General features: G+C 59.1%; 26 protein-coding genes. 18 read left to right on the top strand and 8 right to left on the bottom strand.

Annotated elements, in window-relative coordinates; translation table 11 throughout:
• Positions 1-4 precede the first annotated feature (4 nt).
• From aroB to OHL21_RS23480, 4 genes are all read left to right on the top strand, one after another.
• Positions 5-1,111, top strand: coding sequence for a 3-dehydroquinate synthase (gene aroB / locus OHL21_RS23465; protein ID WP_263419728.1), 1,107 nt, complete (start codon positions 5-7; stop codon positions 1,109-1,111).
• Positions 1,108-1,851, top strand: a complete 744-nt coding sequence (ubiE, locus tag OHL21_RS23470; RefSeq protein ID WP_263419729.1) for a bifunctional demethylmenaquinone methyltransferase/2-methoxy-6-polyprenyl-1,4-benzoquinol methylase UbiE — start codon at positions 1,108-1,110, stop codon at positions 1,849-1,851. Before aroB ends, ubiE begins: the two co-directional genes overlap by 4 nt.
• Before the next feature lie 14 nt (positions 1,852-1,865).
• Complete coding sequence (locus OHL21_RS23475) at positions 1,866-3,293, top strand: cation-efflux pump (protein WP_263419730.1); 1,428 nt, start codon at positions 1,866-1,868, stop codon at positions 3,291-3,293.
• Between the two features lie 174 nt (positions 3,294-3,467).
• Positions 3,468-4,244, top strand: a complete 777-nt coding sequence (locus OHL21_RS23480; protein WP_263419731.1) for a PASTA domain-containing protein — start codon at positions 3,468-3,470, stop codon at positions 4,242-4,244.
• A gap of 148 nt (positions 4,245-4,392) precedes the next feature.
• Here the strand turns inward: OHL21_RS23480 and OHL21_RS23485 are convergent, their stop codons facing one another.
• From OHL21_RS23485 to OHL21_RS23495, 3 genes are read right to left on the bottom strand one after another with little or no spacing between them, the layout of a single operon-like run.
• Complete coding sequence (locus OHL21_RS23485) at positions 4,393-5,739, bottom strand: ATP-binding protein (RefSeq protein ID WP_263419732.1); 1,347 nt, start codon at positions 5,737-5,739, stop codon at positions 4,393-4,395.
• Positions 5,736-6,452 (bottom strand): response regulator transcription factor, encoded by a 717-nt coding sequence (locus tag OHL21_RS23490; protein WP_263419733.1) that lies wholly within the window; start codon positions 6,450-6,452, stop codon positions 5,736-5,738. The genes OHL21_RS23485 and OHL21_RS23490 overlap by 4 nt, the downstream gene beginning before the upstream one ends.
• A gap of 26 nt (positions 6,453-6,478) precedes the next feature.
• Positions 6,479-7,027, bottom strand: a complete 549-nt coding sequence (locus OHL21_RS23495; protein ID WP_263419734.1) for a hypothetical protein — start codon at positions 7,025-7,027, stop codon at positions 6,479-6,481.
• A gap of 298 nt (positions 7,028-7,325) precedes the next feature.
• Between OHL21_RS23495 and OHL21_RS23500 the strand changes: the two genes are divergently transcribed.
• A complete protein-coding gene (locus OHL21_RS23500) occupies positions 7,326-8,450 on the top strand; it encodes a carboxypeptidase-like regulatory domain-containing protein (RefSeq protein ID WP_263419735.1) in 1,125 nt (374 codons plus the stop codon).
• Positions 8,451-8,911: 461 nt separating this feature from the next.
• On the opposite strand, the gene OHL21_RS23505 is transcribed toward OHL21_RS23500, so the two are convergent.
• The 3 genes from OHL21_RS23505 to OHL21_RS23515 are packed head-to-tail and all read right to left on the bottom strand — an operon-like array spanning position 8,912 to position 12,299.
• The gene (locus tag OHL21_RS23505; protein ID WP_263419736.1) at positions 8,912-10,075 is read right to left on the bottom strand and encodes a trans-sulfuration enzyme family protein; all 1,164 of its coding nucleotides are present in this window, start codon (positions 10,073-10,075) and stop codon (positions 8,912-8,914) included.
• Between the two features lie 3 nt (positions 10,076-10,078).
• Complete coding sequence (locus tag OHL21_RS23510; protein WP_263419737.1) at positions 10,079-11,152, bottom strand: VWA domain-containing protein; 1,074 nt, start codon at positions 11,150-11,152, stop codon at positions 10,079-10,081.
• The gene (locus tag OHL21_RS23515; RefSeq protein WP_263419738.1) at positions 11,136-12,299 is read right to left on the bottom strand and encodes a VWA domain-containing protein; all 1,164 of its coding nucleotides are present in this window, start codon (positions 12,297-12,299) and stop codon (positions 11,136-11,138) included. The genes OHL21_RS23510 and OHL21_RS23515 overlap by 17 nt, the downstream gene beginning before the upstream one ends.
• Positions 12,300-12,477: 178 nt before the next feature.
• Between OHL21_RS23515 and OHL21_RS23520 the strand changes: the two genes are divergently transcribed.
• From OHL21_RS23520 to OHL21_RS23545, 6 genes are all read left to right on the top strand, one after another.
• Positions 12,478-13,872, top strand: a complete 1,395-nt coding sequence (locus OHL21_RS23520; RefSeq protein ID WP_317890004.1) for a DUF1015 domain-containing protein — start codon at positions 12,478-12,480, stop codon at positions 13,870-13,872.
• Positions 13,873-14,011: 139 nt separating this feature from the next.
• Positions 14,012-14,677 carry an N-acetylmuramoyl-L-alanine amidase family protein gene (locus OHL21_RS23525; RefSeq protein WP_263419739.1) on the top strand — a complete coding sequence of 222 codons (666 nt, stop codon included), beginning with the start codon at positions 14,012-14,014 and terminating at the stop codon, positions 14,675-14,677.
• A complete protein-coding gene (locus tag OHL21_RS23530; RefSeq protein ID WP_263419740.1) occupies positions 14,674-15,381 on the top strand; it encodes a GerMN domain-containing protein in 708 nt (235 codons plus the stop codon). Before OHL21_RS23525 ends, OHL21_RS23530 begins: the two co-directional genes overlap by 4 nt.
• Complete coding sequence (murI, locus tag OHL21_RS23535) at positions 15,378-16,193, top strand: glutamate racemase (RefSeq protein ID WP_263419741.1); 816 nt, start codon at positions 15,378-15,380, stop codon at positions 16,191-16,193. Before OHL21_RS23530 ends, murI begins: the two co-directional genes overlap by 4 nt.
• A gap of 76 nt (positions 16,194-16,269) precedes the next feature.
• On the top strand, positions 16,270-16,656 hold the full coding sequence (locus tag OHL21_RS23540; RefSeq protein WP_263419742.1) for an EVE domain-containing protein: 387 nt from the start codon (positions 16,270-16,272) through the stop codon (positions 16,654-16,656).
• Between the two features lie 156 nt (positions 16,657-16,812).
• Positions 16,813-17,121, top strand: a complete 309-nt coding sequence (locus tag OHL21_RS23545) for a hypothetical protein (RefSeq protein ID WP_263419743.1) — start codon at positions 16,813-16,815, stop codon at positions 17,119-17,121.
• A 181-nt stretch (positions 17,122-17,302) separates the two neighbouring features.
• Here OHL21_RS23545 and OHL21_RS23550 read toward each other — a convergent pair whose 3' ends face one another.
• The gene (locus OHL21_RS23550; RefSeq protein WP_263419744.1) at positions 17,303-18,139 is read right to left on the bottom strand and encodes an SAM-dependent methyltransferase; all 837 of its coding nucleotides are present in this window, start codon (positions 18,137-18,139) and stop codon (positions 17,303-17,305) included.
• Between the two features lie 51 nt (positions 18,140-18,190).
• Here OHL21_RS23550 and OHL21_RS23555 point away from each other — a divergent pair, with 51 nt between their 5' ends.
• The 7 genes from OHL21_RS23555 (at position 18,191) to OHL21_RS23585 (ending at position 25,290) form a co-directional block, all read left to right on the top strand.
• Positions 18,191-18,784: a DUF1569 domain-containing protein gene (locus OHL21_RS23555; RefSeq protein WP_263419745.1), complete on the top strand. Its 594-nt coding sequence runs from the start codon at positions 18,191-18,193 to the stop codon at positions 18,782-18,784.
• Between the two features lie 74 nt (positions 18,785-18,858).
• Positions 18,859-19,983, top strand: coding sequence for an aspartate-semialdehyde dehydrogenase (gene asd / locus OHL21_RS23560; protein WP_263419746.1), 1,125 nt, complete (start codon positions 18,859-18,861; stop codon positions 19,981-19,983).
• Positions 19,980-21,428, top strand: a complete 1,449-nt coding sequence (lysC, locus tag OHL21_RS23565) for a lysine-sensitive aspartokinase 3 (RefSeq protein ID WP_263419747.1) — start codon at positions 19,980-19,982, stop codon at positions 21,426-21,428. The genes asd and lysC overlap by 4 nt, the downstream gene beginning before the upstream one ends.
• Positions 21,429-21,443: 15 nt before the next feature.
• A complete protein-coding gene (locus tag OHL21_RS23570) occupies positions 21,444-22,118 on the top strand; it encodes a 4-hydroxy-tetrahydrodipicolinate reductase (RefSeq protein ID WP_263419748.1) in 675 nt (224 codons plus the stop codon).
• 135 nt (positions 22,119-22,253) lie between these two features.
• Positions 22,254-23,522, top strand: coding sequence for an aminopeptidase (locus tag OHL21_RS23575; RefSeq protein ID WP_263419749.1), 1,269 nt, complete (start codon positions 22,254-22,256; stop codon positions 23,520-23,522).
• A 256-nt stretch (positions 23,523-23,778) separates the two neighbouring features.
• Positions 23,779-24,699 carry a 4-hydroxy-tetrahydrodipicolinate synthase gene (gene dapA / locus OHL21_RS23580; protein WP_263419750.1) on the top strand — a complete coding sequence of 307 codons (921 nt, stop codon included), beginning with the start codon at positions 23,779-23,781 and terminating at the stop codon, positions 24,697-24,699.
• Positions 24,700-24,864: 165 nt separating this feature from the next.
• Positions 24,865-25,290, top strand: coding sequence for a response regulator (locus OHL21_RS23585; RefSeq protein WP_263419751.1), 426 nt, complete (start codon positions 24,865-24,867; stop codon positions 25,288-25,290).
• On the opposite strand, the gene OHL21_RS23590 is transcribed toward OHL21_RS23585, so the two are convergent.
• Positions 25,287-26,174, bottom strand: coding sequence for an alpha/beta hydrolase (locus OHL21_RS23590; RefSeq protein WP_263419752.1), 888 nt, complete (start codon positions 26,172-26,174; stop codon positions 25,287-25,289). The genes OHL21_RS23585 and OHL21_RS23590 overlap by 4 nt on opposite strands.
• Between the last annotated feature and the right edge of the window lie 47 nt (positions 26,175-26,221).

The raw sequence follows: 26,221 nt of genomic DNA on the forward strand, positions 1-26,221 counted from the left end.
AGCTGTGCCAGTTATCGCAGTAAATACGCCTACAGCGAACTACAACGTCGTCATCGGCCGCGGCCTTCTGCCAACGCTCTCCCGCCGCATCGCCAAACTCACCGGTTCTCCGGCAACCCGGCTCTTCGTCGTCACGACTCCCGAGATCTGGAAGCTGTGGCAGCGCAAGTTCCTCGCCTCCTTCCCCAAGGACGCAAAGCCGGTTGTGCTGCTGCATCCCTCCGGTGAATCGCACAAGCGCTTCGCCGCGGTCGAGAGCCTTCTGGAGCAGCTCGCCGAGAATAAAGCCGATCGCGACGCCGTGCTCATCGCCCTGGGCGGCGGCGTTGTCGGGGACATCACCGGCTTCCTGGCAGCGATCTACATGCGCGGCATCCGCTTCATCCAGGTGCCCACCACGCTGCTCGCACAGGTGGACTCCTCGGTAGGCGGCAAGACCGGCGTCAATCTGCGTGCCGGCAAAAACCTCGTCGGCAGCTTCCATCAGCCGCTCGGGGTCTTCATCGATATCGACATCCTCAAGACTTTGCCACCTTCCGAGCTGCGCGCCGGCCTGCAGGAATCCGTAAAAGCCGGCGTCATTCGCACGCCGCGCCTCTTCCGCTACATGGAATCGGAATCGAAGGCCATTCTGAAAGGCGATCCCAAAGCTCTCGAAAAGGTCGTCACCGCTTCCGTAAAGATGAAGGCAGAGGTCGTCGGCATCGACGAGCGCGAGAACGGCCTGCGCATGATTCTCAACTTCGGTCACACGCTCGGCCACGCCATCGAAGCCGCTACGAAGTACAAGCAGCTCCTGCACGGCCAGGCCATCGCCTGGGGCATGATCGCCGCCACCCTCATCGCGGTGGAACGCGGCATACTCGCCGAAGCTGACGGCACACGCATCGTCAATACCGTGCTTGCCTACGGTCCCATTCCGAAGTTCCGCGCGTCGGCGCAGCAGATCGTCGATCTCACCGGCTCCGACAAGAAGAACCGCTCCGGCCAGCGCCGCTTCATCCTTCCCATCTCCATCGGCAAGGTACAGATCGTCACCGACGTTACCGAAGCCGAGATGCTGCACGCCACCGAGCAGACGCTCAAACTCATGCAGGAGCGAGGAGCATGAGCGCAACCGGAGCGCAACCCGGAGAGAACATGACCGAGCAGCAGGCCGCAGCGGCCGTGCAGCAGATGTTCGACTCCATCGCGCCGAAGTACGACCTGCTCAACCATGTGCTCTCCGCCGGTATCGACCGCCGCTGGTGGCGCCGTTGTGCCACCACCTTCCGCGACGTTCTTGCCAAACCTGAGTCCGTGGTCCTCGATCTCTGCTGCGGCACCGGCGATATGACCTCAGCGCTACTCGCGCTTCGTCCCTCGCCCGCCGAGCAGATGATGGCCGTCGACTTTTCGCACGAGATGATCACCCGGGGCATCGAGAAGCATCGCGGACACAACGTCTGCTTCATCGAAGCCGACGCGCTCAACCTGCCGATGTCCGATCACTCTTTCGACCTTGTTGTCTCCGCCTTCGGCTTCCGCAATCTCGCCAACTACGATGCCGGCCTGCGCGAGATCGCACGCGTGCTCAAACCCGGCGGACAGATCGGCATTCTCGACTTCAACCAACCCGGCGGCCCTATCGGCAAACTCTACGCCTTCTATTTCCGCCGCGTGCTGCCGGCCATCGGCGCAGCCATCTCCCGCAGCGCGTCCGCATATGCCTATCTCCCAGCATCTGTAGGCCGTTTCCCCAAGCCACCCGAGATGCTCCGCAAGATGGAAGCCGCCGGATATACCCACACCACCTGGACCCCTTACACCTTCGGCATCGCCGGCCTCTATCGCGGAACCAAATCGGAGTAAGCTAGAAGTCCCAGATGCCTGCAGCGGTCCAACCAATATCCTCCACCGCCCAGCAGGCCGAAAAACGCCGCGCTGCACTCAGCTCCGTCCTGGCGGCAGCCGGCATCACCGCTCTCAAACTGATCGCCGGTCTCCTGACCCACTCCCTGGGCATGCTCAGCGAAGCTGCGCACTCCGGCCTCGATCTCGCCGCTGCCGGCATCACGCTCTTTTCCGTGCAGGTCTCAGATAAGCCGGCAGATGAAGATCACAACTTCGGTCATGGCAAGATCGAGAATCTCTCGGCCTTCTTCGAGATCTTCCTCATGGGCGCATCCTGTCTCTGGATTGTGCTCGAAGCTGTCCGCCGCCTGCTGCACCCGGTCGAGATCCATAACGGCATCTGGCCCATCCTCGTCCTGCTGCTCTCCATTGCTGTCGACTACGGCCGCTCCCGTCATCTCTTCCGTGTCGCCAAGGAGTCCGGCTCGCAGGCCCTCGAGGCGGATGCACTGCACTTCAGCACCGATATCTGGTCCTCGGTCGCTGTGCTTCTTGGCCTTATCGCAACCTGGGCGGGAGCTCACTTCAACATCGCCTGGCTGCATCGCGCCGACTCCGTTGCAGCTCTCCTCGTCTCCGCGATCATCCTGCAGGTTAGTTACCGCCTCGCTCGCCGCACTCTCGACGACCTGATGGACGCGACACCCACGGAAACCAGACGTGAGCTCATCCGCGCCATTGCTCAGGTTCCTGACGTTCTCTCTGTCGACCGGGTACGCGTGCGCCGCGCAGGATCAGAACACTTTGTCGACCTGACCCTGGCGCTTCCCCGTAACCTGACCTTCCAGCGTGCCGAACAGGTCACCAAAGGTGCGCGAGCCGCCGTACAGCGTATCCTGCCGGGCGCCGATATCGACATTAATACGGTACCCACCGCCTCTGAGTCTGAATCGGTCTTCGACCGTGTCAAAGCGGTAGCCGCGCGCCGCAATCTCAGCATTCACGATCTCAGTGTCCGTGAGATCAAGGACAAGCTCTACATCGAGCTCCACCTTGAAGTCCCCGAGATCATGCACCTACGTGCCGCCCACGATTTGGTTACTAAGCTCGAGAGCGAGATGCGCCGCGAAGAACCCCGTATCGCCAATATCCTCACCCACATTGAAAGTGAGCCCGCAACCATCGAGCATACGGACGCCGTCGCCCGCGACACGCAGCTCGAACGCGGCCTGCGCCTCGCCGCACAGGAGTTCCCGCAGATCCTGGATATCCACGATGTTCTGGTCACCCGCACCGGCGATCACCTGCAGATCAGCTGCCATTGCACGCTGCCCGACGATCTGCCGATGTCAGAGGTGCATGCCATCATCACCGAGGTGGAAAGCCGTATGAAGCGCCTGCACCCCGAGGTCTCGCGCGTGTTGATCCATCCCGAGCCGGCAACCGACAACCGCCGTTGATCGCGCACTGAGCTGCGTGGCTGTATCCTGCCCCAAGGGGGCATTTTCCCTGTAGGTGTAGAGTAGGGCTTCCGCATCTATGGGCGTTTTCCGCAAAGAAAACGCCGCTGCACTCCTCTTTAGAGATACCGAGGAACAGGGAAAACGCTCTAGCTGTATCCTGAGCTGCATACCGTGAAACTGCGAACCACCATGATCCGCTTCTTCCGTATCCTGCTGGGTGCGGTCGCCATGATGACCGTAGCGCTGCTCTCGGCCTTCATCACCATGCGCCTCGCCATTCACGGCCGCGAGGTGCAGATCCCCAACTTCACCGGCATGACCTATGAGGAAGCCGCAGCGAAGGCACGCGGCACCGGCCTGAACATGACGCTCGAAAACCGCTATTACTCCGCGGTTGTTCCCGCCGGACGCGTCCTGCAGCAGTATCCCGCCGCCGGAGCACGTGTACGGCGCTCCTGGCAGGTCCGCGTCACCCAATCGCTCGGACCACAGCGCGTCACCATTCCCAATGCCGTCGGCATGTCACTGCGGGAGGCCACGGTCACGCTTCGCCGCGGCAGCCTCGAACTCGGCTCACTTGCTCACCTTCCCATCGCCGGCGAGGCAGACTACGTCCTGGCGCAGTCGCCGCCCCCCAATGCCGAAGGCGTCGACAAGCCCGCAGTCAGCCTGCTGCTCTCAGAAGAGCAAGATGCAGAGCCGAAGGCATGGGTCATGCCCAACCTCTCCGGTCTTACCCTGACGGAAGCCGCCGCACGTATCTCCGCCATGGGCCTGCACATCGCCTACGCCCAGGAAGCCGCCACATCCATCCCCGCAATTCCCTCGGTCGGCTCCACGCCCGCACCACAGCCGGTCAAAGTCATGGGCACAGTCATCGCCCAGTCACCTGCCGTCGGGTCACGCGTCACCGCCGCCGACCCAGTAAAACTCACCATCGTCCACTAAGATCGCCGTGTATCAGTAATGGATTTATTTGTCATCCTGAGCGTAACGAAGGACCTGTTTTTATCTTCCCTACCCGGGTGCCCTACCTCGCAACGCAGCTGCGAATGCCACCAGTTATTCAATCCTTCAATCTTCAATCATTCAATTACTAGCGGCGCTGCAGCGGAAACTCAAACCGCACCATCAACCCACCCATCGGCGATTTGTGCGCGGAGATTGTTCCTCCATTGGCCAGCACGGTCTGCCTCGCAATTGCCAGCCCTAAGCCAGCACCTTTTGTTTCGGAAGAAGCGTCAGAATCCGACACGCGCTGAAAGGGCTCGAAGATTGCCTCTTCCATCCCCTCCGGAATTCCTGGACCATCGTCATAGATCTCCACCAGCCCTACATCACGGCCATCATCCACATGACTTTCGACCGTGATTACCCGTGCGAATCGAAGAGCATTGCGAAGCACATTGTCGAAGGCACGCTGCAACAGATCTGGATAGCCTTCGATCGCAAATGGCTCCTCCCGGGCGAAGGTGACGATCTTTCCCTGATGCTCACCCTCAAACCGCGCATTCTCTACGGCAGCCGTCAGAATCCTTGAAACAAAAAACCTGGTCCGGTTCTGATCCATCTCATTGCCGCTCTCCAGTCGCGCAAAGAGCAATAACTGCTGCACCAGGGCATTGAGCTGTTTCGACTCATCCTCAATCCGCTCCAACTCCGGAGCCTTCGTCGCGTCCAACCTGCGCTTGCAAAGCGCCAGGGCGATATTCAAGCGTGTCAGCGGTGAACCAAGCTCATGCGCCGCATGCGCCAGAAATGTCTTCTGCTGCAGCACAAGCGACTCTATCTTCTCAGCCATCTCATTGAACCCACGGCTTACCCTGCCGATCTCATCGCGCCGCTTTGTCAGCGCGGGCTTGAGGCGTACGCGAAGATCTCCGGTACCAAACGCCTGGGTCGCCTCAGAGAGCAGCGTAATCGGCCGTGTGAAGTAGAGGCTCAATACCAGCGCAGCGATCGCGGAAAACGCGATAAAGCGCAACAGCATGGCAAAGCCAACCTTTGTCTTCGCGCGTCTCGTACCCGGATAAGGCAGTCTGGCGACAAACAAAGGCGATGTACTTACAGCAGGGTCAGTCCGCACGGCAACAACAGTCTCATCGATCGTCGCCATCACCATCGGGCTGATCCGGTTTCTTGCCCACTCCAGCAATTCCGACTCGCCATACGGAAGCCTCACACCCATTGCCGCAGAGGAGCTGTTAGACGTCAGGAGATATCCGTTGAAACACTCTGGCCCAAGGCTTCCATGAAAGCCCTGTGCACGCTTCTGAACAGCGAGCGCCGCACACTCCTGTATCTTCGCGATCGGTAGCTCCCGCGGCCGTTCGAACAACACCATCCTCGGCTCTCTACTGATGGGCAATACCAGCATGATCAGTAGACTGCCCAGCAGGATCAAGAACCAGAAGGTGCGGAAGATGCGGAAGAAGACACTCACAGGCAGGTTCCATCCTGCGGGAGCACATAGCTGTATCCAAGGTTGCGGACAGACTTGAAGCGATCTGTGCCATCCGGATGAACGCCCAATCGCTTTCTGAGATTGTTCACCAGATTATCGATGGAGCGGTCGACCCCATGCGGTTCGCGTCCGAAGATGCGCCGGATCAGATCCTCCCGCGGACGCGCCTCGCCAGGACACTCCAGCAGGAGACGCAGCAACTCATACTGAGCTCCGGTCAGCTCTACCGGCTTACCACTACAGAGCACGGTACGAGAGCCCTCATCCAGGAGGAGATCGCCCACAAGCCTGTTTGAGACCTCCACCGCGGCAGGTTGCGTCCGGCGCAGAATACTGCCGATTCTTGCGACCAGCTCTTCTGGCTGAAAGGGCTTTGTCAGGTAATCGTCGGCGCCGTCGTTCAAACCATGGACACGATCGCGCGTCGCTCCTCGCGTGGTCAGCATCAGTACCGGAGTCCGCGTGATCTCTCGTAATTGCCGCAGCGTCTCAAAACCATCCATTCCCGGCAGCATCACGTCCAGCACGATGAATTGGAATGGACGTTCCGTCACACACTGGATGCCTTCTTCTCCACTGCGGGCGCAGGTCACGCTGAAGCCGGAAGGTTCGCAGTACTCTGCCAGCAGCGCTCCAAGCGAGCGGTCATCGTCGATCAACAGAAGCGAGACACGAACTTTCGGCGCTTGCACGTTTGCTATCACGATAGTCCAGCGCGTCACCTGTTTTGATCACGCGTCTCCAGGGAAGGTGTCAGATGGTCTGGGATGCGGGATTTGTGGTGATGTTCTTGCACCTCGCGCGGCGATCGAACCGCAATCCACTGCGCTCCGCGATCTGTGGTGCCGCGCAGCACTCCTCCGACATAATCCCCTTTTACGGTCCCTGCGCTGCCGCCGACAAAGGACACACTCATTCCATCCACATGCACCGAAATCGTACGGCGTGAGCCCTGAAGAGGGAGAAAGTCATTCATGTCCGCAGCAGTGACGACACTCAATTGCTGACCTGCGGAGACGATGCGGAAGGTGCTGCGGTGCTTGTCGGCCGGTGACGTACCCCATACCACAGTCCAGGCCCCTTCCAGCAGGTCCGGTTGCAGCACCTGCGGCCGAGATTCCTCCGACTGCACGATACTTTGAGTCGTTGCAGGCGCGACAGGCTCATGCGGCCCGCTAAAACCAAGCAACGCGACAACCGCGGGAATGCAGCACGCCACGGCAACCCGTAACCCGTACGGATGCTCTTTTTGGATAAACCTCGTCATCTCAACCGAAGATCGGCATGACAGGAGCGCACTTGAGAACCGTAGCTCCATGACACCTCAATCGCTGTGTATAGGACGCGCGCTCTGCGAATTCGATCCGTTTTCTTTTCAAGCGTCGACACTTTACGACATTCGACCGTTCCCTCGGGAGCCTCGTTTGTCGCGAATCGTCGACTACACCTCCCTTTCCCTGGGCCGAATCGTCGATAGACGCAGGTGCCTGCCCCCCATTTTTCCTTTACACGTACGAAGGAAGACAAAGCGCTTGGCAAACCATCACAGATAGGACTTCTGATTCATGTTGAAATGTGCCGCTTCGGTCTTCCTTCTTGTCTCGACGACTGCATTGTCTGCACAACAGGCCGGCGTCGCGACTGCTTCGTTCGAGCTTCCCGACGCGCCTGCTCCCCAATTCCAGACATCCCCGCTCGCGGCATCCCCCTCGCAAGCACTTGCAGCGCTGCCTGCAGGCTCGGCACAGATCTCAGGCTCCGTCTTCGATAGCACAGGCGCCATCGTCCCCGGAGCACAGGTCACTTTGCTTAACGAAGCAGGCGCCCCAGTGCGATCAGAATTGGTCGATACCAAGGGAGGATTTCTGTTCGTTCGACTGCCCGCCGGCAGTTATCGACTCCGCATTACCTGCAATGGCTTTGCTCCCTACATCTCTCCCTCCTTCGATGTCTCCGGGGAGCAGAACTACGTCGTGCCCGATGTCTCGCTCACCATTGCATCGACAAACACAGAGATCACTGTTCTTCCCACAGAGGTCATCGCTGAGGCTCAGATCAAAGCCCAGGAACAACAGCGAGTCTTTGGAGTCATTCCGAACTTCTACACAAGCTTCGAACCTCATCCCGTCCCCATGACGACGAAGCAGAAGTTCCAGCTCGCAACCCGCGACACGCTCGATTGGACGTCCTTCATCGGCGTAACCGTCAGCGCTGGAGTCGAACAAGCCAACAACTCCTACGCCGGCTACGGCCAGGGAGCCGCCGGATACGGCAAACGCTGGGCAGCACGCTTCGGAGACGGCCGCATCAGCGACTACTTCGACCACGCCATCTACGCCTCACTCTTTCATCAGGATCCCCGCTACTTTTATCAAGGCATCGGCAGTACCAAATCCCGTGTCTACCACGCCATCGCCAGCGCCTTCGTCGCGCGCAGCGACAGCGGTAACATGATGCCAAACTACTCCTATCTTCTCGGAGCCATGACGTCGGGAGCCCTCTCCAACCTTTACTATCCCCACGCCGACCGCGGCTGGGACCTGGTCTTCACGAATGCGGCCATAGGCATCGGTGGCAGAGCCGCAGGCGCAGTCGCACGAGAGCTGCTCGGCAGAAAAATCACCAAACACGTCCCTGGCAAAGACGTCCCCTACACGGATCCAGCCAACACGCCAGCGGCGACCCACTAGCTCTATCGAGACATTTCCACTTCTCTAAGACTTGTCATCTTGAACACAATGAAGGACCAGCTTTATGGCTGTGCGCAGCACAGCCAGTTCGCACCAAAGTGCGAATGCCTTGCTTAGGGCACGGCTTTCAGCCGTGCCGCATTCGAATGTAGAAAGCAAACGGCTTCAGCCGCTGAGGGCTGTGTTCGGAAATTTGTCGCTGCGCTACGGAATGACAGGAGACTCGGGTCGGAATACCACACTACTGGACGGATAGATTGACCTCAGCGGCTAAGCCGCCATCTCTGCGGCTTCCGTATGGGACGGCTAAAAGCCGTCCCCTTAAGCAAGGCATTCGCATCTACCGATGCGAACTGGCTACGCATAACTTGACGCGCTCATGCCGGACGCACCAGCCACAAACAAAAGCAGCATTCGAGAAAGAATCTTTATTCAATCCTTCAATTGATTCAATGATTCAATTACTCAATTCCCGCCAGCGCTTGTTCCAGATCCGCGAGGATATCCTCAACATCCTCACACCCCACGGACAACCGGATCAGCCCGTCCGTAATCCCCAGCGCATCGCGCTGCGCCTGGGTCATCGCCGCATGGGTCATCGAAGCCGAGTGCGAGACCAGCGTCTCCACGCCCCCGAGAGACTCTGCCAGATAGCAAAGCTTCAACGAGCGCACAAACTCGTTCGCTGCTTCCTTGCTTCCGAGCTCGAACGACATCATCGAGCCAAATCCCTTCTGCTGCCGCGCCGCAATCGCATGTCCCGGATGCGACGGCAGTCCGGGATAGAAGACCTGGTTCACCTTCGGATGCTTCGCCAGGAACTCCGCCACCGTGCGCCCATTCGCATCATGCTGCCGCATCCGCAGCGCCAGCGTCTTGAGGCCGCGCAGCACCAGGTAGGAGTCGAACGGCGCCAGGATGCCACCGGTACACTTCTGCACAAACTCGAAGCGCTCCTTGTGCTCCGGCTTTGTCCCAATCAGCACACCACCCAACCCATCCGAATGGCCGTTCAGGAACTTGGTCGTCGAGTGCATCACGATATCCGCACCCAGCTCGATCGGGCGCTGGAGATACGGAGAGAGAAACGTATTGTCGATCGAGAGCTCGACACCATGACCATGCGCTACCTCCGCCACCGCCGCAATATCCACAATCGACATCATCGGATTCGTCGGGCTCTCAATATGCACCAGCTTCGTCGCCGGCGTAATCACGGCTTCCACCTTCGCCGGATCGCTGGCGTCCACATAGGTAAACGTCAGTCCATAGTGAACAAAAATCCTGTCGAAGAGCCGTGCCGTACCGCCGTAAATATTCTCGCTGCAAACAACATGATCGCCGGCCTTCATCATCGTGCACAGCGCCGCAATCGCCGCCATGCCACTGCCGAAGACATGACCGCTGGTTCCACCTTCGAGCGCCGCCAGGCTCGCTTCCAATGCTGAACGCGTCGGATTGGTGACGCGGGCATACTCCCAGCCCTTGTTCTTGCCGATCTCCTGCTGTTGATAGGTAGAGGTGAGATACACCGGCACATTCACAGCGCCGGTCAACTCATCCGGTTCCTGACCGGCATGAATTGCCTTCGTGGAAAACCCCTGGTAGGCCATCGTCGCGTGCACGCCTTACTTGCTGGATTTATCTGCTGCCGCCGCTCTTCCTGAGACTTTCGGGTAGTAACCGGTACGAGTGCGTACTGTCAGCTTGTTGAAGCCCTTGTATTTAGCGTCCACGTGGACCTGACGATAGCCACCGAGCGCAGGCGACTTCGTGGAGTGATAGGTAATCGTGTACTGCTCGCGGATGTCTTTCGCCACCTGGTCAGCGACCGAGTCTACTTCCTGCAGATTGCGCGGGAAGAAGGCGATGCCGCCAGTCTGTTCCGCCAGGTTCTCCAGCACGCGTTTCGCGTGGCGGCTTTCGCGCTTATCTGTGTCCTTGCCGAAGAGCAGGCCGACAGCATAGATCACCGGCCCATCCAGCTCCTGGATACGCGCAATCGCATCTTCCAGCGATGTGGCCGACGCGTTATCTTCACCGTCCGTTACCACCAGCAACACCTGCTTGGGCTGTTTGGCATTCTTCGCCAGATAGTCGGCCGAGGCCAGCAACGCGTCATACATCGCCGTTCCACCGGAAGACTTCACGTAGCTAAGACCCGCCTCCAGCTTGGACACATCACTGGTAAAGTCCGTATCGATGTATGGCTCGAACGAAAAATCCACCAGGAACGCTTCATCCTTGGGGTTCGAGAGCTTGATCAGCCTCACCGCCGCCTTGTTCACGGCATCCCGCTTGTCGTACATCGATCCTGAGCTGTCGATCAGGATTCCGATCGAGACCGGAAGATCTTCCTGCCGGAAAGAGTTAATCGTCTGCGGGGTTCCGTCTTCGAAGACATGGAAGGCGTCCTGCGGCAGGGTCAGGATCGTGCGTCCACTGCCGTCCAGCACCGTCGCATTCAGTCGGACCTCGTAGGCATCGCGGTGCAGGACATAGCCGCCCTTGCCGCCGGAGATCTTGTCTGTGGGCGCGCCTCCAGGCCCCACCGGCGCGGTCGATTGCGCCGGAGCCGTATCCGGATCCGGCGATGCGATCGGATCCCGGTCCACGGTCAAAGAAGGCTGCTGCTGTGCCCAGCCCGCCGTGAAACTTCCAACTACCAGGATGGCGCCAAAAACCTTAGTCCGCAGGTGCATAGTACCCTTGTCGATTATGCACGGTCAGAGGGGGTAGTCCGGGCGGAGGGTTAAGTTTCACTTTCAATTTGCGCCAGGTCCCGTCATGCTTCAGGTCGCCTGGGCGGAAACCGACAACGTACTCGTTGCGCAGCTCCTGCGAGATACGGGCCGCGATATCGCCAAGTTCGGCGACATCGGTCACGCGGAACATGCGGCCGCCGGTCATCTCGCAGATATCGTTCAGCATGATGGGACCGGCAATCTCTTCCGGAGTCGAGGCGTAGGTATCGAAGATGCCGATGGAATAAATCTGCACGTCGCTCTCACGGACAGCCCGGCGCAATTCCCCTTCGGTATAGCGGCTGCGGTTATCGCCGCCATCTGAAATGATCAGCAGCGCCTTGCGGTCATATTTCGCATCCTTCAGCTTATTCAGGCCCAGGTAGACGGCATCAATCAGCGCCGTCCTGCTCTCCGGTTTCATCATCGCCATGCGGGCTTCGACGTCATCCACGTTCGAAGTGTTATCTACTACGACGGCAGGACGGTCGTTAAAGGCGACAACAAAAAATTCATCTTCCGGATTTGAGGTCCGCATAAACGCGCTCAACGCCTTACGCGCCCGCTGAAACTTCGATCCCATGCTTCCGCTCATATCGAAGATGATCCCGATGGTCACCGGAGCATCATCCAGCGAGAAGGTACGGATCTCCTGCGGCTGGTTGTTCTCATAGATCCAGAAGTTCTCCCGCTCCAGGCCGGTTACCAGGCGGTTCATCGGGTCAGTCACCGTCATCGGTACCAATACCAGGTTGACCGAGACACGGATGCTGGCGCTGCGTGGCGCGGAAGCCGCCTCACGTGCGACATTCTCTCCACCCTCAATTACCTTTTTGGGCTCAACCGGCGGCTTCGGTGGAGGAGGCACAGCGGTATTCACGTCCCCCAGGGGATTCTCCTGCGCCCACACGCTCCCGCTCAGCGCTGCACCCATGACAAACAGCACTGCCAGGCGGCGCCATATGCGCTGCCCACGTTCCAGCCGACCCTTGAGACCCAGACCCGCCACCGTTAGCCTCGTTCCGGAGATCACCTCCAGGAAGTACGAGTGTAATCCACCGTTTTCCTGTTTGACGCATCCCCTGGTGAAATCGCAGCCTCTCATTCCATGATCGGGAAAACCGCTCTCTGCACTGTCAACAAAATGTCATTCCAGCGAACGGGTCGGGGAAATCCGTACTTCCTCCGCTGCCCTAACCATTCAACGATTCAACCATTCCACCGGGCCGCCGCAGACTCCTATGTCCCCAAAGTACAATTTCTCCTAGAACCTAAAGATTGGAGTGTCGTCTTCCGCACGCATGGCTCGCATTTATCCGTTCCGCGCCTTCCGTTATAACCCCGCCAAGGTCAAGCTGGAGGATGTCGTCACCCAGCCTTATGACAAGATCACCCCGGAGATGCAGGACCGCTACTACGCGAAGAGCCCGCTGAACCTCATCCGCGTGATCCTGGGGAAACACTTCCCGGGCGACACCGAAGAGGGAGAGAACGTCTACACCCGCGCCGCCGACACCCTCAACGCCTGGCGCAAGGACCAGGTGCTCGTCGAAGAGGCGGAACCGGCTATCTACGGTTATTCGCAGGTCTACACCGTTCCGGGCACTACTGAAACCCGCGAGCGCCGTGGCTTTATCGCCCTCGGCCATCTCTACGACTACGCCGACCAGGTCGTCTATCGCCACGAACAGACTTTTCCCAAGCACAAGTCCGATCGTCTGGCCCTGTTCAAAGCCACCCGCGCTTACTGCGAGCAGATCTACATGCTCTACAACGACCCCGGCTTCAGCGTCGAACGCCTTCTCTTCGAGAACGGCCCCGCTCCAGACCAGGCCGTTGTCGACGAGTACGGAGTCCTTCATAAGCTCTGGAAGATTACTGACCCGTCCCTGATCCGTATCATCGTGGGCGCCATGCAGGACAAGAAGCTCATCATCGCCGATGGCCACCATCGCTACGAGACCTCGGTCGCCTACTCGAAGGAACGCGCGGCCGCTCTTGGCCTGCCCTTTAATCCTGCTCCGGGCTCCGAAACCGCCGGAGCCGACGAGGCGGAAAAGTTGCACGTCACCGCCACCGACCTGCCCACGCCGGCTTACCCCGAAGCTGCCATGATGATGACCTTCGTCAATATGGCTGCCCCCGGAATCACCATTCTGCCGACACACCGCGTGCTCAACGGCCTGCAGAACTTCTCGGCGCACGACCTCCTCGCCAAGGCGGCTCCGTACTTTGAAGCCGCTGCTTTGAACGGCAGCAACCATGTAGCCCTCAAAACAGCCCTCGACGCTACGGAAGGCGTGGCCTTCGTTGCCGTCACCTCTCATGGAAGCTGGCTGCTCACCGCGAAACCTGAAGCCATTGAGCCGAAGCTGCAGGAGTTTTCCCCCCGTCAGCGTCAGCTCGATGTCGTACAGCTCCACGGCCTGCTCTTTGCGCAGATCCTCGGTCTCTCGCAGGAACAGGTGACGAAACTGGGCAACGTAAAGTATCTTCGCGAAGCATCCGAGGCGGTGGATCTGGTGAACAAAGGAGAGGCGGACGTTGCTTTCCTTACCAAACCGGTCACATTGCAACAACTCCGCGATGTTGCCTTCGCCAACGAGGTCATGCCGCAGAAGTCCACGGACTTCTATCCGAAGTTGCTGAGCGGTCTTGCCATCTATGCCCTGGATTAGAGCATTTTTCCTGTTGCTGGGTATCCCGACAGAGGAGTGCAGCGGCGTTTTCATTGCGGAAAACGCCCATAGATGCGGAAGCCCTACTCTGCACCGACAGAAAAAATGCTCTAAACCCGCGTCGTTTGCGGCGGCGGCTGTGGCAGCTCTCCTGCTGCCCGCCGCCCGCGCGCAAACCCCTGCACCACAGCAACCCGTCATCCTTCTCGACGCCGCTCACGGCGGCCCGGATACCGGGGCAAGGCTCACGGAAAAACTCCCGGAGCGCGAAGTGACCATCGCCTTCGCCAACCGCCTCCAATCCTTGCTGATCGTGCGTGGCTTCAAAGTCGTCTTGACGCATACAACACCGGACGATGCCGCTAATCTCACCGGCGATGGCCGGGTTGAGCTCGCCAACCGTTCCGGAGCCATGGCTTGCATTACCCTGCATGCCTCCGGCAACGCCGCCGGAGTCCATCTCTTCACCTCCGCTCTTCCCGAGACCGAACCGGCGCTCCAGGGCGCCAAACCTGTCCCCTGGAATGAAGCGCAGGCTCCCTGGGTCACACGTTCACTTCGCCTCGCTTCAGAGCTGCAGGCTGCTATTTCCCGCTCTCATACGCCCGTCACCAGTAGCCGCACCTGGCTGGCTGCACTCGATTCCCTCGCCTGCCCCGCAGTTGCAATCGAGCTTGGTCCGCTTGATGACGCCACTGCCCAGGATCCCGCCTATCAACAGCGAGTCGCAGAGGCCATCGCCGGAGCCCTGCTCTTCTGGCGAGGCCATCCAAACGCCGTTACCGGCACGGGAGCTGTGCGATGATCCCCCGCTACCAGCGCATCCTGTTTCTGGCGCTGATGACGCTCTCAGTTCTCATGGCGGGCTATCTGTGGCGCGTCCACCAGCGCACCATCGCCCGGCTGAACTCTATTTCCAGTGCAGCCACGCCGATTGAGGCTCCGGGCGGCGCCACAATCCAGACCGAGGCCGTTACCTTCCTCCTGGCAGATGATGCCGCAGGCACGATTACCCCCAGTGACCGCCAGATCGCGCTGCCCAACGAGCCGACGATCCGCCTGCGCGCCATCCTTGAACGTCTTTTCAGCGATTACGGACAGACAGACTCGCGCCACCCCCTCAAGTTCGATGGCTCTGCCATTGCCGACGTCTTCTTCCTTCCACTCCCGCTTACACCTCCCAAGCCGCCCGAATCCGGATATAAAAACACCGAGGAAAAGACCACGCCCTCTCCCACCGCCTTCACCGACATGGCGGCGCGGAACGGATATATGGCGGTGATCAATCTCCGCCAGAGCTTCGCGGATGCACATCCCTCCGGAATCGAGGTCGAGACTCTGACCGTGCTCTCCATACTGGGTACGGTCCATGCAAATTTTCCACAAGTCAGCCGGATTCGGTTCCTCGTGGACGGCAAAACAAGGCCCACATTGGCTGGGCATTTCTCTCTGGATCGGGTGTATCCTTCTACCGACACCACCCTTCAATCGACGAAAGAGATACCATGACCGCCGTGCATGTTGGCGTCTTTGACTCCGGCTTCGGAGGCTTGACCGTATTGCGCGCACTCCTGCCGCTGATTCCAGGAGCCCGCTACACCTACCTGGGCGACACCGCCCGTCTTCCCTACGGCGCCAAGTCCCGCCAGACCATCGCGCGCTACGCCGTTTCTTCCGCCAAGTTTCTTGAAGATCACGGTGCAGAGATGCTCGTCATCGCCTGCAACACCGCATCCGCACTTGCGATGGACGAACTCAGGGCATCGACCAGCCTTCCTATTCTCGGCGTGATTGAACCCGGGGCTGAGGCTGCCCGTGAGGCCACGACCGCCGGCTCTGCCCTGGTGCTGGCCACCCAGGCTACCGTTCAGTCAAACGCCTATCTCAAAGCCCTGCAAGCTGTCGGCATCGAGGCCACACAGAAGGCCTGCCCGCTTCTTGTGCCGCTCGTTGAAGAGGGATGGATCGACCACGACGTCACCGAACAGGTGGCGCGCATCTACCTCACCGAAGCTCTCGCCGATGCCGCCAAGACCGGGCTCTCGCCGTCTACTGTGCTTCTTGGGTGCACCCACTATCCTCTGCTCCGTCCGCTCATCACACGGCTTCTCGCCGAGCTGAGCCCGCAGCCGATCACTGTCATCGATTCCGCAGAGACGACCGCCGGCAAAGTGGCAGAGATGCTCCACGCCTTACCTGGCCGCCCATCGGACAACCTCACCTTCTACGCCACCGATTCGACAGAAAAGTTCCAGGTTCTCGGCTCCCGCTTCCTCGGCCAACCCCTGCCGGAAGTCAAACTACTCGACCTCGGCGGCTAGCGCTCCTGGGTTTCAGGGACTATATCAACGATTCAACTATTCAACCGTTTTCAGAGCCAGCAACTAGAATCTCCCCATGGCTGCCTACCTTCTCAAATCCGAACCCGACGTCTACTCCTTTGAAGATCTGCAGCGTGACGGCGAAACCGTATGGGATGGCATCAAGAACCCCCAGGCATTGATCACTCTGCGTGGCATGAAACCCGGTGAAGACCTGGTCATCTATCACTCCAACGTCGGCAAAGCTGCCGTCGGTCATGCCAAGGTTGTCTCGGTCGATGCTTCTGATCCGAAGAATCCTGCTGTGCGCATCAAGCCGGTCAAAGCGATCGCACGCCCGAAGCCCCTCGCCGAGATTCGCGACAATCCCCTGTTCACAGACTCCATTATGTTCCGTCAGTTCCGCCTCTCCGTAGTGCCTCTGACCAAAGAGCAGTTCACCTGGCTCGTCCAGGGCAAGTAAGTAAAGCAGCTGCCAGTTAACAGTTTCCAGTTGAGAGGTACGGCATGGATATGAAAAAGTCCATCGACGCACCCAGAGAGCCCCCATACGACCATCGCTAGCCCAACTGGCAACAGCATCAGAGGATCGAAAAGAGATCATCACTGACGGAACGCCATGAACCTTCCCTACTTACACCTCGCCTCCACGACGCTTCCATTCTGGTTCCTCGTTCTCTCGCTCTTTCTACCTCGTATCTGCCTCGCCATTGCCTGGCTGCAGGGCAATCTCACACCATTTCATCTCTTCGGGTGGGTGCCGCTGCTCGCCGCCATCTTGGTGCCGCGCATTCTGATCCTGGTGCTCATCTACCAGAGCCAGGGTCTCTCAGTCTGGTTTCTCATCCATGCCGTCGTGATGGTCTGTGTCTTCGCCGGAGCAGGCTCCCAACCCGCCCGCAGACGTCGACGCTCAGAGGACTTCTAGAACGCATCGACGCATTCAGAGCGTCCCAAATCCTGGGTGCCTCATATATGCGAAGCATATGTGGGCTTATCGAGCGCCAGCTCGATCCGTTTTTCGAGTCCAAGAAAAAGGACTTTCAGCTGCTGCAGGAAAAACTCCCTCGCCAAACATGCCGTCATCTTCAACTTTCAACTTGCAACGTTCAACGGCCTTCAAAGAGGCATAGCCGTCCTTCATCCACAGCCGACACCGCCTTGACCCAGGACTGCGCTGCAATCTCCGCCGTGCAAGGCCCGAGGGAAGCAATCCGAATTGGCCGCTTGCGGCTCTCCTCCTCTAACCGTTGCAGCACCTCCGCCAGCATCGAGCCCCGGAACGGCGTGTACAGGTAGAAGACCGTTCCCCAGCCCAGATCAGCCTCCCTGACATCCTGCTCAAGAAAACGTGCCTGCTCCAATCCCAGGTCTGCAGCACATTGCCTCGCGGCCGCCACATAAGCAGCCTGTACTTCAATCCCGACGCTCTGACATCCGGAGAACATTGAAGCCAGCAAGGACACATGCCCCATCCCCGCACCGAAATCGACTAACCGGTCCGTCTCCCGCAGGTCAAACCTCTCGATCAGATCGAGGATGTGTCGCGCCGGCGTTGGCTGATAAAACACCATCTCTTCTGCAAGTTCCGGCAGCTCCATCTCTGGTACGTGAAGCTGCAGCAGGCCGCTCACAATTTCGTCCAACGAGTCATACGAGAGCCCATGTCGTGGCAACTCCGTCTCTCGTTGCCCTCGCAGCCATTGCCAGACATCCGCCACGGAACCCTGCCGTATCTCCTCACGAATCGCGTCATACACGGCTGCATTGGCGGCGTCGAGGCGCGAGCGCATCGTCACAGCGCGCTGCACCCCCAAACTGCTCCGCGGCCCGGCGCTTCCCAAAAAGAAATCCAACCGGTCCAGCGCATCGATCCGCTTCCGCAGTCCATCTCTGCCAAAGAGATCCGAATCGACCTCGAGTTCCGCAAGAAAGCCATCAAGCATATCTTTTAACTACAGTTGAAAGTTAAAAGTTGAAAGTTGAAGCGGTACTGCATGGGGCACGAAGAAGTCCATCAATACACCCAAGCGAGGCAACCCATAGGAGCATCGGCGCTCCATCTGGCATCTGGCATCTGGCATCTGGCATCTGGCATCTGGCATCTGGCAACTGCCTTTACACTGTTGGCCGTGCGCCCTACTATCGCCAACCCAGCCGACCTCCACGCCCTGAAATCCAGGATCGCCTCCCTCACTCCGGACGCGTCTCCGCAGTGGGGCGATATGACCGCGGCACAGGCGGTCTGCCATATGACAGACTCTCTGCTCTACGGCCTCAACCGGCGCACTATCTGTACCAGGATCAAACCTCCTCTCCCAGTCGGACTCTACAAGTGGCTGGCCCTGAACTTTCCGGCCAAATGGCCGAAAGGCGTTCCGACCACTCCCGAGATGAAACAGGGCATCGGCGGTACGCCGCCTGCCGATTTCCAGTGCGATCGCGATGCCCTGCTGCAGGCCCTCGACGCCTTTGCCGCCAACCGGGAGAACTGGCCGCCTCACCCCATCTTTGCTGGTATGACCACCCGGGAATGGCACCGCTGGGCCTGGCTCCATACCGACCACCACCTGCGTCAGTTTGGCCGCTAAACGGACGATCCTTGGTATCCTAGATAAATCACGCTTTCAGTCAAAGACGCGCAGTAACTGCGCGCAAGGACCGTATGGAACGACGTAAAGTAGGCATCCTTGGCGCCACCGGCATGGTGGGCCAGCGCTTTATCCAACTTCTCGCCAACCACCCCTGGTTCGAGATTACATGGCTCGCGGCATCGGACCGCTCCGCCGGTAAACCGTACGGTGAGGCCACCAACTGGAAGCTCGACACGCCGCTGCCGGCGCAGATCGCCAAAATGATCGTGCAGCCCAACACCCCGCCCACGGCGGAGCAGCTCGCGTCCGGCGAAGTGCCGCGCATTATCTTTTCGTCCGTAGATTCGCCGATCGCCAAGGAACTGGAGCCCGCTTACGCCAACGCAGGCTGCGCCGTCATCTCCAACTCCTCGGCCTTCCGCATGACTCCGGATGTTCCTCTGGTTGTGCCTGAGGTCAACTCCGATCACTTCGGTCTGCTCGAGACCCAGGTCTCACGCAGGCAGAATGGTGGCTTCCTGGTCACCAATCCAAACTGCTGCGCCATCGGCCTGGTGCTCGCTCTGGCTCCGCTGGAGCAGAAGTTCGGCATCGAGAGCCTTTTTGTGACCACCATGCAGGCTGTCTCGGGCGCCGGCTACCCCGGCGTTGCGTCCCTAGATATCCTCGGTAACGTCGTCCCCTACATCAAGAACGAAGAGGAGAAGTTGGAGGAAGAGGTCGGCAAGCTGCTCGGCGCGTTCAAGGCCGACGAAACGGCCGGCACCGGCTCCATCGACCTGCTGGACGCAAAAGTCTCGGCGCATTGCAACCGCGTGCCTGTCATCGACGGCCACACCGAGTGCGTCAGCATCAAGCTGAAGACCCCGGCCAACTACGAGCAGATGGTCGCCGCCTGGCGCGAGTTCCAGCCGCTCCGCGCACATCATCTGCCCTCGGCCCCTCTACACCCGGTCGAGTATGACGAGGCGGAAAACCGTCCCCAGCCCCGCCTGGACATCGCACGCGGTAATGGCATGGCCACCACTGTGGGCCGTCTGCGTCCGTGCTCGCTGCTGGACTGGAAGTTTGTCCTGCTTTCGCACAACACCGTTCGCGGTGCTGCAGGCGCGGCCATCCTCAACGCCGAGATCCTGGCAGTGATGGGTAAGTTCAAGTTCGCCGGCGCGCGGCAGGAAGCGCTGGTAAACGCATGAGCACACCCCGCAATCACATCGTCGTTATGAAGTTCGGCGGCACCTCGGTTGAGGACGCCAAAGCGATCGACCGTACCGCCGCCATCGTCCGCACCCGCACCGAGAAGGGCCTTTCTCCGGTTGTTGTCGTCTCTGCCATGGCCAAGGTTACGGACCAGCTTCTGGCAGCCGCTGCTGCGGCCGGTAAGGGCGACAAGATGGGCGCACTTGCGATCTCTGCCCGTTTGCGCAATCGGCATATCGACACGGCCGCTGAACTGCTGGACAACGAGCGTTTCACCGCGCTGCAGCCAGTCATTGGCAATGAGTTCGACTCACTTGACGATCTGCTGCGCGGCATTGCGGCGGTTGGCGAGCTCACACCGCGCACGACGGACAATGTCGTCAGCTACGGTGAGCGCCTTTCGTCGCGGATGGTTGCTGCTGCCTTCGATCAGCGCGGTTTGAACGGCATTCATCATGATGCGCGCGAATCTATCATCACTGACTCCGCCTTCGGCAAGGCCAAACCGCTCAGTGACAAAATCGAAGAGAAGTTGGTCGCAAATGTTCTGCCATTGATCGACGCCGGCAAGACGCCGGTCATGGGTGGCTTCATCGGCTCCAATGAGCAAGGTATTACGACCACTCTTGGCCGTGGCGGTTCTGACTACACTGGTGCTCTGATCGGTGGCGGTCTGCATGCCGGAGCGATCGAGATCTGGACCGACGTCAACGGCATCATGACGACCGATCCGCGCATCACCTCCGATGCGCTCCGGGTAAAGACCATCAGCTTCGAAGAAGCGGCTGAGCTTGCTTACTTCGGTGCAAAGGTGCTGCATCCCGCGACGATCCTCCCGGCTGTTCAGAAGAACATCCCCGTCTGGGTGCTCAATTCGCGCAATGCGGCGAACGAAGGCACCAAGATCATCGCTGCCGCTCCGCCCTGCAAGTCGCCCTTCAAGTGCATTGCAGCGAAGCGCAAGCTGACCATCATCGACATCGTCAGCTCCGGCATGCTGATGTCGCACGGCTACATGAAGGCCGTCTTCGATATCTTCGACCGGCACAAGGTAGTCGTCGATATGGTTTCCACCTCTGAGGTTTCGATCTCGCTGACTGTCGATTCGACTATTGGTCTCGATGCGGTGATTGAAGATCTCAGCGCGATCGCCGACGTCAAGCTGGATCCGAATAAGGCTCTTATCTGCCTGGTGGGTGAGGATATCCGCGGTCATGCCGGTATCTCCGGTCAGGTCTTTACGGCTGTCAGCCATGTGAATGTGCGCATGATCAGCCAGGGAGCCAGCGAAATCAATATGAGCTTCATGATTGAAGAGGCGGATGTGGAGGAGGCGGTGCGCTCGCTGCACAAGAAGTTCTTCGCCAATCCCGACCCCAGTGTCTTCGATGTGGAAGCTCGCGCCGCAGCACAGACCGAACCTGCAACCGCAAAAGCCTGATCAGAGAGATCATTGATGCGTATCCTCGTCCTGGGACACGGTAAGACCGGTAAGCTTGTCGCCGACGTCGCGCATGAGCGCGGCCATGGCGTGCACGTTCTCGATGCGAAAGAGAACCCTAACGCCGCCGCGCTGACGCCTCCATTCGTCACCGGCTTCGATGTAGTGATCGATTTCACTACGCCCGAAGCCGTCATTCCCAACCTGCGCGCCTGTCTCGCGACCGGCGCTCGCGTTGTGGTGGGCACTACGGGCTGGTACGAGAAGCTTGCTGACATGCGCAGCTTGGCCGAACGCAAAGAGGCCGGTCTGCTCTACGGCACGAACTACTCCATCGGAACCCAGGTGATGTTCCAGGCTGCTGCGGTTCTTGCCAAGGGACTCGCAAAGGCCGGCTACACGTTCACGGTTGACGAGACCCACCACGTCACCAAACTCGATGCTCCCAGCGGAACCGCGATCAGCCTGCAAAAGGCTCTTGGTGGAGTAGATGCTCCGATCACCAGCCATCGCGAAGGTGACGCCATCGGTCTCCACACGCTGACAGCAACCTCCAAAGGCGACAGGATCGTTCTAACCCACGAGGCTTTCAGCCGTCGCGCCTTCGCCGACGGAGCCGTCCGGGCTGCCGAATGGCTTTCGACACGCAAAGGCTGCTACGACTTCAAGGACATCTTCTCGGAACTGTAAGTGAAACCAAAGCCAAACCGCGGTCCTGGATCAGGACCGCGGTTTGGTTTTAACCCGGTGATCTACTCGTGCACTTCCCGGATCACATCTTCCGGACTTGCGGAGCAGCCGATCGGCTCCTACCCTAGAAACACTATGTCTTCTGCAACCGTTCTTGCTCCCGTTGCTCCTAAAACCTTCGAAGAAAAGCTCGACGCCCTTGCACTGGTCACTGTCCGTGTCGGTCTCAACCTTCGCGCCGGACAGGAACTGGTCATCACCGCTCCCATGGAAGCTCTCCCCTTTGTTCGCCGCATCACGGAACACGCCTACAAGGCCGGCGCCACGCTGGTGACTACGCTGTTCAACGATGATGAGCTTACCCTGGCGCGCTACCAGTACGCGCCGGACGAAAGTTTCGATAAAACCGCGGTCTGGCTCTCCGAGGGCATTGCCAATGCCTATCGTTCCGGCGCTGCACGACTCGGCATTACTGGAGCCAATCCCTCCCTGCTTGCCGGACAGGACCCAGGCAAGGTCTCCCGCGCCAATGTCGCTGCCAGCAAAGCCGCCAAGCCGGCGATGGAGATCATCACCCGTCACGAGATCAACTGGACGATCGTCGCCTGCGCAACCCCGGCATGGGCAAAGCTCGTCTTTCCTGACCTTCCGGAACAAGAGGCGGTAGCGAAGTTGTGGGATGCCATCTTCGCCGCCTCGCGCAGCGACCAGCCCGATCCAGTCGCCGCCTGGGAGACACATGGCGGCCGTCTAAAGGAGCGTGTGGATTTCCTGAACAACAAGCGCTACTACGCGCTTCGGTTCCACTCAAACGACGGCCTCACCGACGTGACTGTAGGCCTGGCGGATAACCATCTGTGGGCAGGCGGTGGAACGACCGCCGGCAACGGGGTCTACTGCCAGCCGAATATCCCGACGGAAGAGTGCTTCACCACACCCCATAAAGATCGCGTGAACGGCCGCGTGCGTGCTTCAAAACCGCTCTCCCATCAGGGAACGCTCATCGAGAACATCTCGGTTCACTTTGAAAATGGCCGCATCGTCGACGCCTCCGCCTCTGCAGGAGAAGAGGCCCTGAAGAAGCTGATTTCCACCGACGAGGGCGCAGCCCGGCTCGGCGAAGTTGCCCTTGTTCCACACCACTCCCCGATTGCAGAGAGCGGCCTGTTGTTCTGGAACACGCTCTTCGATGAGAACGCGGCCAGCCACATCGCACTTGGTCAGGCCTACTCCACCTGCATCATCGGCGGCGAGAAGATGAGCGAAGAGGAACTAAACAAACTTGGCGCCAACAGCTCTCTGATCCACGTGGACTGGATGATCGGCAACGCCAAGATGAATGTCGATGGCGTATACGCCGACGGTTCCAGCGAACCGCTGATGCGCAACGGAAACTGGGCCTAGAACACAGCTGCATCAGTGCCCATGTCCCTTTTGGGGCATGGGCATCGCTTCGCGCCACACGCCTTAGCGTGTGGCTTCAGCTAGAGCGTATCGACATACAGGGTTGTTTTTGTCTGTCATTTCGCACCGATAGCGGAGAAATCTGCTTTTTCCTGCTGACTGCAGTGGTGACGACCCTGTGGGTAACTCAACCTTTGCGACGAACCGTCGTCCTTCCTGACAAGCACCCGCCCGCAACGGTAAACTAGCATTTGTTATGGACCTACAAGGCTGCGGGACAGCGCTGATTACGCCCTTCCGACCAGACAACACACTCGACGAACCTGCGATTAGCTCTCTGGTTCACTGGCAGATCGATTCCGGCATCAGCTTTCTGGTCGCCGCTGGTTCTACTGGAGAAGCTTCGACGCTTACCGAGTACGAGACCGTCCGCCTGATCGAGACGGTTGTCGGCTCAGCGGCAGGGCGGGTTCCCGTGCTGGCCGGGTGCACCCATAACAACACGGCAGAGGCGGTTGCGCGCGTTGGAAAGCTTTCCCGCATTCCCGGTCTCTCGGCCATCCTGACAGCAAATCCCTACTACAACAAGCCTTCCCAAGAAGGTCAGTACCTTCACTTCAAGGCAATTGCTGACGCATCCCTTCTGCCGGTAGTGCTCTATAACATCCCGGGCCGGACAGCAGCGAATCTTGAGCCGGCTACAGTGCTTCGCCTGGCCGAACACAACAACATCATCGGCATCAAGGAGAGCTCCGGCAATATAGCGCAGATCTCTGAGATGATTGCCACGGCTCCCCGCAACTTCCGTGTCTTTGCCGGTGACGATGGCATTGCTCTGCCGGCCATTGCTCAGGGGGCATCTGGACTTATCTCTGTCGGTTCCAACGTCATTCCACGCCATATGGCGCAGATGATCGATGCCGCACTGAATAACGACTGGTCAACAGCTCGCCGCATTCAGAGGCACTACAGCAAATTTCTTAACGCGCTTTACTGGGAGCCCAATCCCGCTCCGACCAAAGCGATTCTGACCCTGATGGGCAAAATCCACGGTGGCCTTCGCCTGCCCATGACGGAGGTCTCACCTGTCACTCGCAGGAAACTCGATATCCTCATTGGAGAGCTTGGCCTATTGGTCGATGCCTTGCCTACGGGAGAAGATCTGCGCGTTTTTTAAATCTGTAATGAATGATTTCCAGGATATGGATTTTCCATGTCCTGCATCGGGCAAACTTCCACAGCTCAATCAGCGTCAGAGTATCGGGCCTTGTAGATGGGACCTTGGCAATTAACAGCCGATTCACTTTACGCACGTTTCACCTGAGTACGAGAAGTTGCTGTCATGGATTCGCAGTTCCCTCATCGCACCATCCTGCTCGTCGACGATGATTCCGATATCCGGTCGCTCTACAAAGCGTTCCTGCGGCATGCGGGTTACACCGTCTTGAGTTGCCACAATGCGCATCGTGCGGCGGAGGTCTTTGCCAGCCGGCCGGACATCGATCTATTGGTAACCGACATTCACATGCCTGAGAGTTCGGGCGTGGAACTGGCCCAGACACTCACGGCGGCAAAGCCTGAGATGCCGGTCATCCTGATCAGCGGCGAAGATGTGGGTCAGAGCCGGGCGGCGGAGATTCTTTCCCGATCCTGGCGCTTCGTACAGAAACCTGTCAGTCTGCCTTATCTTCTGGATCTAATCCATACACTGCTGACGCCATCACGAAACCGGCGTGGATACAAACCGAGGTTACCTATCCCGGCCTAGTGCAATATCCCGATCGTGTGAAGCCACGTCGTCACCAGCGATGGCCACTTCACAATCGGCAGCCCATTTGCGCGTAATCCATAACCGTGCCCGCCTTCCGCGTACACGTGCAGCTCGGCTTTGACCTTAGCCTCCTTCAATGCCTGGAAGTACACGAGCACGTTCTCTTCGTGCACGGGATCGTCCTCAGCCTGCAGCAGAAAAGTAGGCGGTGTCTCCGAACTCGGCTTAACGCCTTCGTCGACCTGTTTCAGACTCGCATCGGTCAGGTACGCGGGATAGATCAGGACCGTAAAGTCGGGCCTGGCGCTCACAGATGCCTCATCCGCAGGCTCATCCGCGCGTTTGAAGTCGGCATGATTGCTCAACACTGCGGCAAGATGCCCACCGGCCGAAAAGCCCAGAACACCGACCTGCGAGGAATTGATTCCCCATTCAGCCGCATGCATTCTTGTGAGACGAACGGCCTTCTGCGCATCCTCCAGGTCGATTGTGCTGGCCGGATAATGCTCCTTCAGGGGCACGCGGTATTTCACCAGCACACATGCGACGCCCTCCGCATTGAGCCACTGGCAGACCTCAGTTCCTTCGAGGTCATAAGCAAGGATGCGATAGCCGCCACCTGGCAAAACAACCACGGCCGCACCCGTACGCTTTTCTTGCGGCGGCTGGTAGAGAGCCAATGTTGGCTGTTCGATATTGCTTAATTTCGAGACTGAATGGCCGCCTACCAGTTTGTCCGTTGGCTTCATGGTCTCCACTTCGGGACCAGGAGTCCACTGTTCCGGTGTTCCGTTGGGCCACAGCGGCAGAGTCACAACCTGCGCCGATGCGGACAATGCAGCGAAGAGAAGAGAAGAGGAGAGAACCAGGAAGGATCGCACGGACGCATTCTACGTGAATGTCCTGCTGATTGATGGAATTCGCCTGT

This window comes from Terriglobus albidus, assembly GCF_025685425.1.
Lineage (GTDB): Bacteria > Acidobacteriota > Terriglobia > Terriglobales > Acidobacteriaceae > Terriglobus > Terriglobus albidus.